The organism is Flavobacterium terrigena (assembly GCF_900108955.1).
GTDB lineage: Bacteria > Bacteroidota > Bacteroidia > Flavobacteriales > Flavobacteriaceae > Flavobacterium > Flavobacterium terrigena.
Window position 1 is genome coordinate 1 of sequence record NZ_FNYA01000009.1, and the last position, 12902, is coordinate 12902.

Sequence of the window (12902 nt, forward strand, 5' to 3'; positions counted from 1 at the left end):
AAGCCCAACTGCGCAGATGGTACTGCAGTTATGTGGGAGAGTATGTCGCCGCCTTCTTTTATTAAAGCCTCAATCTTTTAGATTGAGGCTTTTTTTTTACCTATATATCGTCTCGTTAGAATAACGAGACGATATTTTTGTTTATAGCAGTTTGTATCTTATGAAAACCTACGCGTTAGTGGGTGAAGCGGCATCCTTTTATTTTGTTGCTTATCTATTTTAGCTTCCTCAAGACAAAACGCTACAACAAAATAAAAGATATAGCGAAACACACGACCTCGTTGTAGTAATTAAATTGATTTGAAATGCATACTTCTGCAACGAGGGAACGCCCAGAAAAATGATAAAATTCTCTTATTTGAATTGAAAGAATGAGTTTTTTGAGTGAAAATTGCTTAAATTATGAAGTATTTATGTGTTTTTGAAGTAATTACAATCATTTTTTAGGAAACAAATGAGGCATTTTGGATTACTTGGTCGGCAAATTTCTCTTCCTAAAAAGGATAAAGCCATTCCAATTTCGTTCCAAATTTCTTTTGGTAAGACTGTCATTAATTGTTTTTCAATTTTAATTCCGTCTTTAATTTCGTCTGTTAAACCAATTCTGGGTGCGACTCTAATTACGTGTAAATCGGCGATTATGCCTTCGGCGGGTTGGTTCATTTCTCTTAAAATGACGTTGGCAGATTTTCTCCCAATTCCTTTAAGTTGAATTAAATTATGTAATGTTAAGGGTATATTTTCGTCCTTTTCTAGATTTTTTGCAATATCAAAAAGCCAAGAGGCTTTGTTTTTTGAATTCATAACTTTAGAAATTATGTTTTCAAGGGAATCTAGATTTGAGCTATTAATTGCTTCTAAACTTGGGTATTTCTCAATAAAAATGGGCATAATTTTATTGATGTGTGCATCAGAATCCTGTGCAGATAAAAGTACAGCAACCATTAATTCGTATAAATTAGAATATTCCAAAGGATGTTTTCTGCCTTTATACGTTTCAATAATTGGTTGGAGAATGGTTTTCCAATCTTTTGGAGGTGTAAATAAATCCATTCTATAAAATTAAGCAAAAAAAAAGTCCCGATTGGGACTCTTAATGTATTAAATTCTTTTCAATTGTTGTTTCATCATTACAATTTGATCTTTCAACATATTATGTTTGTCTAATTTTTTAGCTTCACCTAATAATTTCTCTGCTTCAATTTTTCTTCTTTTTGAAGCTGCAATTCCTGCTAATTGTAATTTGGCTAAAGCTAAGTCTTGATCCATGCTTAAACCTAATTCAATTGCTTTTCTGAAGTATTTTTCTGCTTGATTTAAGTTTGTTTGAGAAACCATTAAGCCATTCAGGTAGTTATAATACCCTTGTTGTTTTTTTACTAAAGCACCTTCTGGATTTTTAATCATATCCAAATATTTCTTTGCACCTTCAAAATTTTGCTTTCTTAATTGTAAAAATGATAAGATAATTAACTCATTTTTAAAGTAAAACAAGATAAAAATTGCTGATAATAATAGTAAGAAAATACCATTTCCTATATTTGCTTCTGTAAATTGATAAATTGCAAATGCTATAATACAAGCTGCAACTATTAGTTTTATGTTTTTATTGAACATGATTTTTAATTTAGATTGCAAAGGTAATAAAATCTATTAAAAATATTTTTAAAAAAGTATTTGTATTTGAAAAAAGTCTTTGTATATTTGCACTCGGTTTAAAGAAAGCCATTTTATTAAAGAATTATATAGAATTTAAAAATACTAGCAATGAGTAAGAGAACGTTTCAACCATCAAAGAGAAAAAGAAGAAATAAGCACGGTTTCATGGACAGAATGTCATCTCCTAACGGAAGAAAAGTGCTTGCTCGTCGTAGAGCTAAAGGAAGACATAAATTGACTGTATCTTGTGAACCAAGACACAAAAAATAATGTTTTTATTTAAATAAAATATCAGGGTGTTACTATTTTTATAGTAGCACCTTTTTTTATAATTGCGAAGTAATACAACCCACAACAACACAACAAGATGCCAAAAGACAATTCAATTAAATCGGTATTAATTATTGGTTCAGGACCAATAGTAATTGGACAAGCCTGCGAATTTGATTACGCTGGTTCTCAATCTGCGCGCTCTTTAAGAGAAGAAGGAATTGAAGTAATTCTTATCAATTCGAACCCTGCAACTATCATGACAGATCCAACTATGGCTGATCATGTATATTTGAAACCACTTACCACAAAATCTATCATAGAAATCCTTAAAGCACATCCACAGATTGATGCCGTTTTACCAACAATGGGTGGACAAACAGCTTTAAATTTGTGTATTGAAGCAGATGAAAAAGGAATTTGGAAAGATTTCAACGTAAGATTAATTGGGGTTGACATCAACGCAATTAATATTACTGAAGATAGAGAACAATTTAAAAATTTATTAAATAAAATTGGAGTTCCTCAAGCGCCTGCAAAAACGGCTAATTCTTTCTTAAAAGGGAAAGAAATTGAGCAAGAATTCGGTTTTCCTTTAGTAATTCGTCCTTCGTTTACTTTGGGTGGAACAGGTGCTGCAATTATTTATAAAAAAGAAGATTTTGATGCTGCTTTAACTTATGGTTTAGAAGCATCACCAATTCACGAAGTGTTGATTGACAAAGCTTTAATGGGTTGGAAAGAATACGAATTAGAATTATTACGCGATAGTAACGACAATGTTGTAATCATCTGTACGATTGAAAATATGGATCCAATGGGAATTCATACTGGAGATTCTATTACAGTAGCGCCAGCGATGACTTTATCGGACACGACTTTCCAAAAAATGCGTGATATGGCCATCTTGATGATGCGTTCAATCGGAAATTTTGCTGGAGGTTGTAACGTACAATTCGCGGTTTCACCTGATGATAAAGAAGATATTGTGGCGATTGAAATCAATCCTCGTGTGTCTCGTTCTTCGGCTTTAGCTTCAAAAGCTACGGGTTATCCAATTGCGAAAATCGCATCGAAATTAGCTTTAGGATATAACTTAGATGAATTACAAAATCAAATTACAAAATCGACTTCTGCTTTATTTGAGCCGACTTTAGACTATGTAATCGTAAAAATACCACGTTGGAATTTCGATAAATTTGAAGGTTCAGACAGAACTTTAGGTTTACAAATGAAATCTGTTGGTGAAGTAATGGGAATTGGACGTTCGTTCCAAGAAGCTTTACATAAAGCAACGCAATCTCTTGAAATTAAGAGAAATGGGTTAGGAGCTGACGGAAAAGGTTATACCAATTACGAGCAAATTATCGAAAAACTAACTTATGCAAGTTGGGATAGAGTTTTTGTAATTTATGATGCTATTGCGATGGGAATTCCATTAAGTAGAATTCATGAAATCACAAAAATTGATATGTGGTTCTTAAAACAATATGAAGAATTATTCCACTTAGAGAAAGAAATTTCGAAATATAAAATTGATTCTTTACCAAAAGAATTATTATTAGAAGCGAAACAAAAAGGGTACGGAGACAGACAAATTGCTCACATGATGGGTTGTTTAGAAAGTCAAGTTCACAAATTACGCGATGAAATGAACATTCAACGTGTGTACAAATTAGTGGATACTTGTGCGGCAGAGTTTAAAGCACAAACGCCTTATTATTATTCGACTTTTGAAGCAGAAATTGAAAAAGCAGACGGAACAAGATACGTTCATAACGAAAGTATCGTAACTGAGAAGAAAAAAGTAGTGGTTTTAGGTTCTGGACCAAATAGAATTGGACAAGGAATTGAGTTCGATTATTCTTGTGTTCACGGAGTTTTAGCTGCGAAAGAATGTGGTTACGAAACGATTATGATTAACTGTAATCCAGAAACGGTTTCTACTGATTTTGATACAGCTGATAAATTATACTTCGAACCAGTATTCTGGGAACATATTTACGATATCATTCAACACGAAAAACCAGAAGGTGTAATTGTGCAGTTAGGTGGACAAACAGCTTTAAAATTAGCAGAGAAATTATCGAAATACGGAATTAAAATTTTAGGAACTTCGTTTGATGCATTAGATTTAGCGGAAGACAGAGGAAGATTCTCAGATTTATTGACTGAATTAAAAATTCCTTTCCCACAATTCGGAATTGCGGAAAGTGCAGAAGAAGCTTCTCAATTAGCAGATACTTTAGATTTCCCATTATTAGTTCGTCCTTCATATGTTTTGGGTGGACAAGGAATGAAAATCGTAATTAACAAACAAGAATTAGAAGAACACGTAATTGATTTATTAAAATCGATTCCTGGAAATAAATTATTATTAGACCATTATTTAGATGGTGCCATTGAAGCCGAAGCTGATGCGATTTGTGATGCAGATGGAAATGTATACATCATTGGAATTATGGAGCATATTGAGCCTTGTGGTGTGCATTCTGGTGATAGTAATGCTACATTGCCTCCTTTCAACTTAGGTGAGTTTGTAATGCAACAAATTAAAGACCACACGAATAAAATCGCGGTAGCTTTAAAAACTGTTGGATTAATCAACATTCAGTTTGCGATTAAAGACGATATCGTTTATATTATTGAAGCGAATCCAAGAGCCTCTCGTACGGTTCCATTTATTGCGAAAGCTTATGGTGAGCCATATGTAAACTATGCTACGAAAGTAATGTTAGGTCATAATAAAGTGACGGACTTTACTTTTAATCCACAATTGAAAGGATATGCGATTAAGCAACCGGTTTTCTCTTTCAGTAAGTTCCCGAATGTAAATAAAGCATTAGGACCAGAGATGAAATCGACAGGAGAAAGTATTTTGTTTATTGATGATTTAAAAGACGATCAGTTTTACGATTTATACGCAAGAAGAAAAATGTATTTGACGAAGTAGTGGCAGTTTGCAGTCTCAGTCTCAGTCTCGGTTTGAGTCTCGGTCTCAGTTGCAGTCTCAGTTTACAGTCTCGGTCTCAGTGGCAGTTTTACAGTCTCTTTTACTAAATACATATCAATATAAAAAAATCCAAATTTCAGAAATGAAGTTTGGATTTTTTGTTTTTATATGTAGGAGTAGATTTTGTCGGGACGTTTTTAGAAGTTCCCGATGCATTTTTAGAAGTTCCCGATGCGTTTTTAGAACTTCCCGATGCGTTTTTAGAAGTTCCCGATGCATTTTTAGAAGTTCCCGATACGTTTTTAGAAGTTCCCGATGCGTTTTTAGAACTTCCCGATACGTTTTTAGAAGTTCCCGATGCATTTTTAGAAGTTTCCGATACGTTTTTAGACTTTTACTATAGTTTTACGATTAATCTTTATCTCTGAATTTTAATTTAACGAACGCTTTATAATACGGTTGTGCTGCTTGTCCTAAAGATTTTAAGTAGGATTTCGTTTCGTTCATTACTTTAATAATGTTGATTTCTGTTAAATACATCGCGTTGTTTCTGTTTAAACGAGCGGTTATTAATTCGTTTCCGGCAGTATTAACTAGACTACTTAAAGTACTTAATTCTTGTTGGTAGGTTTGTAGATTGGCTACCTTAATATCATTTTCGTTAGGTTGGTATTCTGGATGAGAAGCCACAAAGTTTATTAGTAACGAAAGATTTGCGATTCTGCTGTCGTAACTCATTTGAGAAGTTGAAATTCCGGTAGTTTCAGAAGTTTCTGGGTTTATTGCTTTTGCTTTAGCATGACCTCGTATTTTTTTTACTTGACTTAGTATGTTTTCTTTGTCGGTTGTTGAGATGTTTAGTGATTTTGAGAAGTTAAGGACCTTTGTAGATGTTTTCCCTAATTTTTCGATAGCAACTTCTCTGTTGGCTACTGCGTTTTTGTAACTTGGGATTTTACTATTTAATTGCGTAATTGTCCCTTCAATTGCTGCTTTGAAACTAATTAAACTGGTTAATTGAATGTTGGTGTTTGAGGGATTGTATAGTGTTCCCATTTCTTGTAAAATTTGGATGCCTGTGCCTAAATTTGCAACGTTTTTTGCGTGTCCAACTTCAGATGTTGATGCCATAGTTTTAAATGTTATGATTTATAAGTTTTTTACTACAATTTTATTGCGGGCAAAAGTATGACGTAGGGAAGAAGTATTTTACGGATTAGGCGTAAAAAAAGTTAAATTTTGTTTTATTTGAGTGGAGAGCACGGATTACTTCGTTAGTTCGCTGGCGTTAGTGTGCAAATCCGTGTTAGCGGGTTATTTTGGTGAATAGTGAATAGTGAGTGGGGAAAATATTAGTCGTAAATTACATGGATTTAACGAATTGATTTAGGAATGGGCACTCGCGCTAGCAGGGGAATTATTTCTGTTAAAGATAAAATTTCTTGCGAAATGTAAACGTGTATTTACTACAAAATTCGCAATGTAGCCAAACGCCTGTTGTGCGTTCGGTTTTTTACGCATTTCCACTTATGTTTAATTCTGAATAATTCTGTTTTGTTAAATTAACTTTTAGATTTATATTACAATTTCCGCCATCGTGCATTCGGATTATTGAATATTTATATTTGTCTTTTATGTGTTTTTCTTTGCAATAACAACTTACCCAAACTTCAATTTCTTTTCTGGATTTATCACAACAATACATTGTTTGACGTAATTATTTATGTCTTTTAGTTTAGAGTTATTTTCTGCAAAACATTTCTTCAATATATTATCTAGTTTTTCTAAATCATTTTGTTTTAAATCATATGCTTTTATTGATTTTGGTTTATATCCATAATAAATGTTACTATGGTATTTTTCGTCGAATGAGAAAATGGCATAATCTTTAATTTTGTCAAATTTTAAACTATTTTTTGATTTTAATTTATTTCTTTTTATTTCGATTTTCAGCGGAAATTCTCCATCAACAAATTCTACGAAATTATTTTTAATTACTGCTTTTGTTGAATAATTTGGTTTGAAATCAGATGGAAAAAAGTTTATTGTGTCATTTATTATTTTGAAAAAACCATCAAACTTTTCAGTTTTTTCATAATTTGGGCTTGTTTCGTATCGAACACAAGTGTAAGAACTATCGGAATATATTTTCAGATTAATTTTACCAAACATTCCATAATTGTTTTCAGCATATATTTGCTCAATTTTAGTTTGTTTTTCAATTTTAATTTTTTCTTTTTTACAATTTATGAATAAAGATAAAATTAGAAAATATAGAATTTTGTTTTTCATTTTTCTTTCGGTTTTCTGTCGCTCTAAACTGACGCACAACGTTCCGGCGCTTGGCGAGGTTGCGAACTTCGGAACTAATTATTTTCTGTTAAAGATAAATTTTCTTGCGAGAAATAAACGTGTATTTACTACAAAATTCGCAATCTTGCCAAACGCCTGTTGTATGCAGTTTATCTATATGTTGAATTTGACCTCAAGACTTTTGTCTTTTTTAATCCTACTGATTTTATAAAATTTTCCATTTCTGATATTTGCATATTACATTTTGGACCTAAAATTATTTCAGGAATTAAATTTGAATTGAATTTAGTTCCAAATTCGTATTCGAAATATGATTTGATTCTATTTTCTGAATAACGATATCTAAGTTCTGACAGATTTTCTAATGATTCTTCGTATTTCTCTGTTGGAGTGTGAATTATTCTCCATTCTTTTTCTTCCCTAAAGTTTGAATTTTTAAATACTAAAGCATTACTCACTAAAGATAAACCCAAATGAATTGAAGAAAACATTTTCTCAAACTTTTCAGAAGATTCAGCCATTTTTTTTACTTCATCACATAAATCGTTTACAATTTTTTTTTGAGAATAATTGTTATAATCAACTTTGGCTAACCCAAAAGTGTGTTGCGCATAAACATTTGGAGATGGGATTCTATTCTCAAATTCTAAGCACTTCGTATTGAATCCAATTGATACACCTTGCCCATCTTGAGAATATGCTCTCCACTGACTTAACAAATCTTTGTTAGCAGAAAGGCAAAATATAAAAGGTGGATTTTTATTCCATTTGTATGTATCTAATCCTTCTTTGAGTAGCTTTTTTTCCTTTTCACTTTTAAAACTATTTTTAAGAGTTTCAAAATGCCTTTCAATCCAAATATTTTCGTTTGAATCATTCATTTGGTCACTATTCGAAAGCCAAATTGATTTTGATTTTGTAATATTGAAAAAACTTTCAATTGAACAGTAATGATATAATCTAGATGATATTCTTTTTTTCAATTTTTACGTGTTTTTAAATTGCATACAACTTGTATATACCCGCTACTTTGTAGCGCTTATCAAATATATAATTATTTTTTCGCAAACTTGTTATTGGATTTTATTTGTTTTAGCTTTTATAGATTTATTTCATAAAATTATATTGAGAATGCGTGGTAACGTGTTTTGTGTGAGATGCTTTCAGCATGACAAACTATGGGGGTAATTTTTGTTTTATGTTTATTTATTGCTCAAAGTCGGGAGACTTTGTGTAGCGTACAAAAAAGCTGTTAGCGAAGTAGTTTTATTTACTCATTCTGGATCAACCATCATCCATGGTAATATTTCATCACAAGGGAAATTTTCGCCCCAATTAATTTCGATATTCATTTTTGAAATATCATTTTTGTGAATTTCAGAAAGATTAGAACATTCTTCAGTTGTCCAATATATTTCAACAGGAATAGAGAAAGAACCAGGAGTTATAAAATCTATTTTCGCAAACATTTTATTATCAACTTGTTTAATTTCAGAATCTTGCATTCCAATAATGATTTGAAAGTCAAGTTCTTCAAAATTTTTGAATCCAGTTCCAATACTTCCTTTTTCAAATAATTGTTTACTCAATTCTTTTTGAAATGTTTGATGAAATTCATCATTTAAAAATAACGCCCAATCGAATGCCATATATTTTACGTTCTTTTTTTCTTTACTATTACTGCTAACTTGTATATACTCGCTATAGAGTAGCACTTTTCAAATGTATACTTGTTTTTTTTATTTAAAGGTTATAAAATTCTTTTCAAACAAGGTTAATTCGTCATTATTTTTAGGTTCTTTTTGAAAGCCTAAATTTAATAATAACGCTATTTCGTTTACTTTTCCAAATCCAATAATTCTTGAACTTCCATTTTTCATATTATATACAAAACCTTCAAATGGTTGATTTTGAGAAAAGAATGTTATTGATTTTTTACTTTTATAATCAAACTGTCCTTCAATTTGTTTAAAAATTTGCTCGTTGATTTTTTGTTTGACCATTTCTTCATTAAAAAATAACCATTGAGCTGAAAATCCGTTGCAATCAAGTATTTCATATTCAGATTTTGCAGTACAGTTTTTTGGAACTTCAATTAAAGTTTCGGCATACTGTAATTTCTCTATCTTTTGTTGGGCAAATAGCTGAATACTTGAATAAAGTAAAATAGTTAAGAAAATTGATTTCATACGGTTTTTATTTTGTTTCAATTATGTTACCTGTTTCCACTAATCCAGGTGTTAATTTTCTTTTTAATTTTCCTTCTAATAAAAGTACATTATCAAAATAGGATGGAAGCCCTTCAGCGATATTAGAAATAGAATTTCTCACTTCAAAATGTAAATGTGGGAAAAATGAACTTCCTGAAACTCCTATTTGAGCTATTTCTTGATTCGTTTTCACCACATCACCAACTTTTACTTTTAAACTATTTTCTTTAAGATGTCCGTAAATACTAATTGATTTGTCGTCATGTTCAATTGCAATACAATTTCCATACAATTCTAATTGGTTGTCTTTTAACTTCATGACATCAAATTGTTTGTCGTCTTTATGATTGTTTGAAGCATAAATTACCTTTCCATTAGCAACTGCATATATTTGACTTCCAAAACTGTAATAATCTTCATTGGTTTCTCCTTTATTTTTGAATTGTTTATTTTCATCATCTAAAATAACAAAATCATAGGCATAACGCATAAAATTAGTGCTTATACCAAAGTTTTTTATTGGAGTAAAAGTATAATCAAATCTTCTGTGGTGCGAATTATGATCGTGTGCATCATAAACGAGTGTTCTACCTTTTAAAGGAAAAGCTAATTTGTTTTTTTGAGTATATTTTTCAGGATAAATAGTTGATTTGTAAACAAATTCTTTGTCCGCATTATTTAAAAAAGTCCATTCATATTGTAGGCTTTTTATTGGAGTTGTAATTTCAAATTCAGAAAACGGATTAAATATAAGGTGCGTTTCTTCGCCATTCCAAATTCTTTTTGATAATGTCTTAATGCTCGGTGCAGTTCCATTATTGTCAAGAAAACGAGTTTGTAATAAGTTATTATCTGCGTCAAATACTGAAACACTCAATTTGTATAGGTATAACGTATCTTTTGATGTATGAGTCACCAAAAAATCAAAGTTTATGATTTGTTTATGGCTTCCTTGTTCAATAAAAATAGTTGCTGGTTTGGGTTCAATTTGAATGTTTTTTTGCCCGAATACATTAAAAGAGGACAGTAAGGAAAAGAAAAGAATTGAAAAAATGTTCGATTTGATGTGATTGATTGATTTCATGTGATTGATTTTTTCCGCTACGCTCCAAATAATTCGGCTACGCCTCGGGTGATTGATTGATGATGATGATTACAGATTTGTTGCCAAAAAGGATTTTTTGTTACATAGTATTATAAAAAAATCCAAATCTCAGTTACGAAATTTGGATTTTTTAGATTTAAATGAATGTTTTAAAGCAAAATTATTTTTTTGATAAAGTTGCTAATAAGTTTTCTAAGTTATCAATTGACATGGTGAATCCTTCTTTGAAGCCCATTTCTATCATTTTTTCCAGACGTTCAAGTGATTCATTATAAATGGTAATTGCTACTTTTGTGATACCATTTTGCTCACTGAAAGTATAATCCCAATCTGAACCTGGCAATTCTGGATTTTCATTTTCATCGGCAAAAGTGTTGAACATTTTGAAATTGGTTTTCGGAGTAATGGATTTATATTTTTGGATTGCCCAACGTTCAAATCCTTCTGGACTTACCATCGCATAAAATCGTTTTCCACCCACTTCAAAATTCATGTATTTTGTTTTAGAACTCCATGGTTTTGGCGCAACCCATTGGTCTAATAGTTCTGGTTTTGTAAATGCATCCCAAACTAATGGAAGCTCAGCATCAAATTCTCGGTTTATGATTACCGTTTTTGTTTCTTTGTCAACGGCAAAATCAAATAATAAGTTGTTGTTCATTTTTTCTATTTTTTAAGTGTTGATAATACTTTGTCGAGTTGATTAAATTGAATTTCCCAAATTTTTCTGAATTGGTTAATCCATACATCAATCTCTTTCATTTTTTCAATTTCTAATGAATAATAAATTTCTCTTCCTTGTTGTTCTTGCTTTACTAATTCACACTCGGTTAAAATTTTAAGATGTTTTGAAACCGCTTGTCGAGTTGTGTTGAAGTTTTCCGCAATAGCATTTGGCGTCATCGCTTGCAGGGCAATTAAAGCGAGAATGGAACGTCTTGTTGGGTCGGCAATTGCCTGAAATATGTCTCTTCTCATTTTGTTTATAATTAAGTTACGAAACCAATCAGTTGCAAATATACGTGCAACTTTTCGGTTTCGCAATTTTTTTGATGATTATTTTGTTTTAAATGATGTTTTTTTCTAAAACCATGAATTCTAGTGGTTCTGAGTGTAAAACCACATCGTCCAAGTTAGCAGGGAAGGGTTCGCGTTTTCCAGTATCTGTATAACCGTTGCGTTTGTACCATGCAATAAGTTCTTCACGTATTGTAATTACGGTCATTACGATTTTTGGTAAACCTGAAGAATGAGCAAAATCCTCGGCAGCTTGTAATAATTTTTTACCTAAACCAGCATTTTGTAAATCGGGAGAAATGGTTAACATGCCTAAATACAATTCCGATTTTTTATTGGTTAATAAAACTGTTCCGATAATTTTGTTGTTTTCTTGATAGATTAGAAACGTATTATTGCTGTCTTGAAGTATTTCGGTAAGTTCCGTTTCTGTAATTCGAGTTCCTTCTAAAATATTGGCTTCAGTTGTCCAACCTTTTTTTGAAGTTTCTCCGCGATAGGCCGAATTTACGAGGTTGGTAATTTCGGTTATGTTTTCTAAAGTAGCTTTTGTAATCATTATTTTCCGTGTTTTTTCCAATACGATTTTCCGTAACTGCAAAAGATTTCTTCACTCGCTTTGATGTTTTTTAGCGCGATTAAACACACGTTATCTTCATCATCTAAAGCAATTTTGGCATTGTTTTTAAATTCGGAAACACTGAAACCAGAAGCATCATTGGCATATTTTGCAAAACATTCTACGAAATTCGAATCTAAAATAGTTCCGTCAAGTAAATTAATGAAATATTGATCGTGACCTAATTTGGCGATAGTTTCTGCTTCTAAATCGGATAGGATTTTTCCTTTGAATAAGGTAATCACTTCGTCTTTATAGATTTTTATAGCCGTAAACAACCCTTTTCCAGAATTTGGAATTTGAGATTGTTGAATGTATAAATAGTCTTCTTCTAAAGCGTTGATGTTGTTATCCAAAATAGTTTTGTTTAACATATAAGTCATATAAGTAATTTTAAAGAAAGCTTATAAAACTTATATGTTTTAGTATTATTTAAACATATCCATTCCTGGAATACTTGGCATTCCTGATTGCGCTACGGCAGCCATTTCAGCTTCGTTTACGTTTGTAGCTTTTGTAATGGCTTTGTTTAAAACCGTAACCAAATAGTCTTCTAACATTTCTTTATCTTGTAACAATTCATCAGCAATTTTGAAGTTTTTAATTTCTCTGTTTGCTGTAAGTGTTACTTGTAATAAACCGTCGTTACTTTGTTCATCCACTAAAACGCTGTTTAATCTGTTTTTAGTTTCTTCCATTTTTTGTTGGGTTTCTTTTAGTTTACCCATCATTCCCATTAAGTCCATTTTGTTTGTG

16 protein-coding genes are annotated in these 12902 nt (G+C 31.4%); 3 read left to right on the top strand and 13 right to left on the bottom strand.

What is annotated here, in order from left to right; translation table 11 throughout:
• Nucleotides 1-411: 411 nt before the first annotated feature.
• Together BMX42_RS13100 and BMX42_RS13105 are read right to left on the bottom strand one after the other, a co-directional pair.
• Nucleotides 412-1053, bottom strand: coding sequence for an endonuclease III domain-containing protein (locus BMX42_RS13100; protein WP_091315343.1), 642 nt, complete (start codon nt 1051-1053; stop codon nt 412-414).
• Between the two features lie 48 nt (nt 1054-1101).
• On the bottom strand, nt 1102-1617 hold the full coding sequence (locus tag BMX42_RS13105; protein ID WP_091315347.1) for a hypothetical protein: 516 nt from the start codon (nt 1615-1617) through the stop codon (nt 1102-1104).
• A 150-nt stretch (nt 1618-1767) separates the two neighbouring features.
• Between BMX42_RS13105 and rpmH the strand changes: the two genes are divergently transcribed.
• From rpmH to BMX42_RS13120, 3 genes are all read left to right on the top strand, one after another.
• Entirely contained in the window at nt 1768-1929 is a 162-nt protein-coding gene (gene rpmH / locus BMX42_RS13110; RefSeq protein ID WP_091315350.1) for a 50S ribosomal protein L34, read from the top strand.
• A 97-nt stretch (nt 1930-2026) separates the two neighbouring features.
• Nucleotides 2027-4882, top strand: a complete 2856-nt coding sequence (gene carB / locus BMX42_RS13115) for a carbamoyl-phosphate synthase large subunit (protein WP_091315353.1) — start codon at nt 2027-2029, stop codon at nt 4880-4882.
• A gap of 158 nt (nt 4883-5040) precedes the next feature.
• Entirely contained in the window at nt 5041-5310 is a 270-nt protein-coding gene (locus BMX42_RS13120) for a hypothetical protein (RefSeq protein WP_091315356.1), read from the top strand.
• On the opposite strand, the gene BMX42_RS13125 is transcribed toward BMX42_RS13120, so the two are convergent.
• The 11 genes from BMX42_RS13125 to BMX42_RS13175 all read right to left on the bottom strand — a co-directional run bounded on the left by BMX42_RS13125 (nt 5294) and on the right by BMX42_RS13175 (nt 12892).
• Complete coding sequence (locus BMX42_RS13125; protein WP_091315359.1) at nt 5294-6013, bottom strand: hypothetical protein; 720 nt, start codon at nt 6011-6013, stop codon at nt 5294-5296. The genes BMX42_RS13120 and BMX42_RS13125 overlap by 17 nt on opposite strands.
• 528 nt (nt 6014-6541) lie before the next feature.
• On the bottom strand, nt 6542-7174 hold the full coding sequence (locus BMX42_RS13130) for a hypothetical protein (RefSeq protein ID WP_091315363.1): 633 nt from the start codon (nt 7172-7174) through the stop codon (nt 6542-6544).
• Between the two features lie 170 nt (nt 7175-7344).
• Nucleotides 7345-8178 carry a DUF2971 domain-containing protein gene (locus BMX42_RS13135; protein ID WP_143055657.1) on the bottom strand — a complete coding sequence of 278 codons (834 nt, stop codon included), beginning with the start codon at nt 8176-8178 and terminating at the stop codon, nt 7345-7347.
• Between the two features lie 291 nt (nt 8179-8469).
• On the bottom strand, nt 8470-8844 hold the full coding sequence (locus tag BMX42_RS13140) for a hypothetical protein (RefSeq protein WP_091315371.1): 375 nt from the start codon (nt 8842-8844) through the stop codon (nt 8470-8472).
• Nucleotides 8845-8934: 90 nt separating this feature from the next.
• Nucleotides 8935-9384, bottom strand: coding sequence for a hypothetical protein (locus BMX42_RS13145; protein WP_091315576.1), 450 nt, complete (start codon nt 9382-9384; stop codon nt 8935-8937).
• Between the two features lie 7 nt (nt 9385-9391).
• Nucleotides 9392-10489, bottom strand: coding sequence for a M23 family metallopeptidase (locus tag BMX42_RS13150; protein ID WP_091315374.1), 1098 nt, complete (start codon nt 10487-10489; stop codon nt 9392-9394).
• 181 nt (nt 10490-10670) lie between these two features.
• Complete coding sequence (locus tag BMX42_RS13155) at nt 10671-11171, bottom strand: SRPBCC family protein (protein WP_091315378.1); 501 nt, start codon at nt 11169-11171, stop codon at nt 10671-10673.
• A gap of 5 nt (nt 11172-11176) precedes the next feature.
• Entirely contained in the window at nt 11177-11488 is a 312-nt protein-coding gene (locus BMX42_RS13160; protein ID WP_091315381.1) for an ArsR/SmtB family transcription factor, read from the bottom strand.
• Between the two features lie 88 nt (nt 11489-11576).
• On the bottom strand, nt 11577-12086 hold the full coding sequence (locus tag BMX42_RS13165; protein ID WP_091315384.1) for a GNAT family N-acetyltransferase: 510 nt from the start codon (nt 12084-12086) through the stop codon (nt 11577-11579).
• Nucleotides 12086-12529 carry an SET domain-containing protein gene (locus BMX42_RS13170; RefSeq protein ID WP_245748295.1) on the bottom strand — a complete coding sequence of 148 codons (444 nt, stop codon included), beginning with the start codon at nt 12527-12529 and terminating at the stop codon, nt 12086-12088. Before BMX42_RS13170 ends, BMX42_RS13165 begins: the two co-directional genes overlap by 1 nt.
• 45 nt (nt 12530-12574) lie before the next feature.
• Nucleotides 12575-12892: a YbaB/EbfC family nucleoid-associated protein gene (locus tag BMX42_RS13175; RefSeq protein WP_091315387.1), complete on the bottom strand. Its 318-nt coding sequence runs from the start codon at nt 12890-12892 to the stop codon at nt 12575-12577.
• Nucleotides 12893-12902 lie beyond the last annotated feature (10 nt).

Bases quoted from the DNA above. Each gene is read 5' to 3' on its own strand.
- BMX42_RS13100 (WP_091315343.1), bottom strand. From the start codon at position 1,053: ATGGATTTATTTACACCTCCAAAAGATTGGAAAACCATTCTCCAACCA.
- BMX42_RS13105 (WP_091315347.1), bottom strand. From the start codon at position 1,617: ATGTTCAATAAAAACATAAAACTAATAGTTGCAGCTTGTATTATAGCA.
- rpmH (WP_091315350.1), top strand. From the start codon at position 1,768: ATGAGTAAGAGAACGTTTCAACCATCAAAGAGAAAAAGAAGAAATAAG.
- carB (WP_091315353.1), top strand. From the start codon at position 2,027: ATGCCAAAAGACAATTCAATTAAATCGGTATTAATTATTGGTTCAGGA.
- BMX42_RS13125 (WP_091315359.1), bottom strand. From the start codon at position 6,013: ATGGCATCAACATCTGAAGTTGGACACGCAAAAAACGTTGCAAATTTA.
- BMX42_RS13130 (WP_091315363.1), bottom strand. From the start codon at position 7,174: ATGAAAAACAAAATTCTATATTTTCTAATTTTATCTTTATTCATAAAT.
- BMX42_RS13140 (WP_091315371.1), bottom strand. From the start codon at position 8,844: ATGGCATTCGATTGGGCGTTATTTTTAAATGATGAATTTCATCAAACA.
- BMX42_RS13145 (WP_091315576.1), bottom strand. From the start codon at position 9,384: ATGAAATCAATTTTCTTAACTATTTTACTTTATTCAAGTATTCAGCTA.
- BMX42_RS13150 (WP_091315374.1), bottom strand. From the start codon at position 10,489: ATGAAATCAATCAATCACATCAAATCGAACATTTTTTCAATTCTTTTC.
- BMX42_RS13155 (WP_091315378.1), bottom strand. From the start codon at position 11,171: ATGAACAACAACTTATTATTTGATTTTGCCGTTGACAAAGAAACAAAA.
- BMX42_RS13160 (WP_091315381.1), bottom strand. From the start codon at position 11,488: ATGAGAAGAGACATATTTCAGGCAATTGCCGACCCAACAAGACGTTCC.
- BMX42_RS13165 (WP_091315384.1), bottom strand. From the start codon at position 12,086: ATGATTACAAAAGCTACTTTAGAAAACATAACCGAAATTACCAACCTC.
- BMX42_RS13170 (WP_245748295.1), bottom strand. From the start codon at position 12,529: ATGACTTATATGTTAAACAAAACTATTTTGGATAACAACATCAACGCT.
- BMX42_RS13175 (WP_091315387.1), bottom strand. From the start codon at position 12,892: ATGGACTTAATGGGAATGATGGGTAAACTAAAAGAAACCCAACAAAAA.